This window comes from Methylobacterium indicum (genome assembly GCF_001043895.1).
GTDB classification, from domain to species: domain Bacteria; phylum Pseudomonadota; class Alphaproteobacteria; order Rhizobiales; family Beijerinckiaceae; genus Methylobacterium; species Methylobacterium indicum.
The window spans coordinates 1-895 of the sequence record NZ_JTHF01000396.1; the positions used below are offsets into that span (position 1 = coordinate 1).

Sequence of the window (895 nt, forward strand, 5' to 3'; positions counted from 1 at the left end):
TCGCTGGCGATCAGGCCCTGCTCCTCGCCGAGGTTGGACGAGACGAAGGGCAGCTTCCGGAAGCCGCTGACCGGCGGGACGCCATAGGTGGTCTCGAAGGCAGCCGCCATGATGGCGTTCGCGCCTCTGGCCCTAGCCATAGTGCTCTCCTGAATGTTCTAGAGGTTGAGGGTCAGGCGACTCGGGCGAACTCGCCGAACATGCGACCCGCAGCCCGGACGTAGGCGGCGTGCGCAAGCTCAGGTGACGGGTAGCGACCGAGATGCACTCGGCGGGTGTTCTTGGTAATTGCAGCGCGCCATTTGCCCGTCTGCTTGCAGAAACTAACACCCTTGAAACCAGATGTATTTGTGCAATATATCCTGCTGTTCTGCATATTCTTCGAAGAATCGGCGATGCGAAGGTTCGCGATGCGGTTATCGTCAGGCCGCCCGTTGATGTGGTCCACTATGTCGCTCGGCCACACACCGTGGACGAAGAGCCATGCAATGTGGTGAGTCCAGTAGCGGTGTCCGGCGATCTCGATGCGAAGGTGGCCTGTGGCGGTCGGGAAGCCTGCTGGTGCCCCCACGACGACACGCTTGCTCGGCTTCTTGCGCCAGAAGAGACATCCTGTCTCAGGGTCGTACCGTAGGAATTCGTGCAGCCGCGCGACCGCGGCCGCATCTCGCGGTGCCGCCCCCATGGTTCTCTCCTGTGATGGTTCAGTTCAGGGGATCGGAGGTGCCGTAGACGGCGACGATCTCGACCAGCGCCAGGCGCGAGACGGCCGCGCCCTCCGCCGTCAGCGGTTCGGTAGTGGCGGCCTGCACCATCAGGTAGTCGCAGAGGCCGCCGAGGGTCCGGTCCGCCGCCACGGCCGCGCCGATGGCCTGCAGCATGGCGTCCAGCCGCA

Annotated in this window: 1 protein-coding gene and 1 pseudogene; both read right to left on the minus strand. The window is 64.0% G+C overall.

Features of this window, described 5'->3' with window-relative positions:
* Positions 1-172 precede the first annotated feature (172 nt).
* Positions 173-685 carry an HNH endonuclease gene (locus QR78_RS33465; protein ID WP_082173928.1) on the minus strand — a complete coding sequence of 171 codons (513 nt, stop codon included), beginning with the start codon at positions 683-685 and terminating at the stop codon, positions 173-175.
* Between the two features lie 19 nt (positions 686-704).
* Positions 705-895: pseudogene (locus QR78_RS30720) on the minus strand (hypothetical protein); the annotation flags it as partial.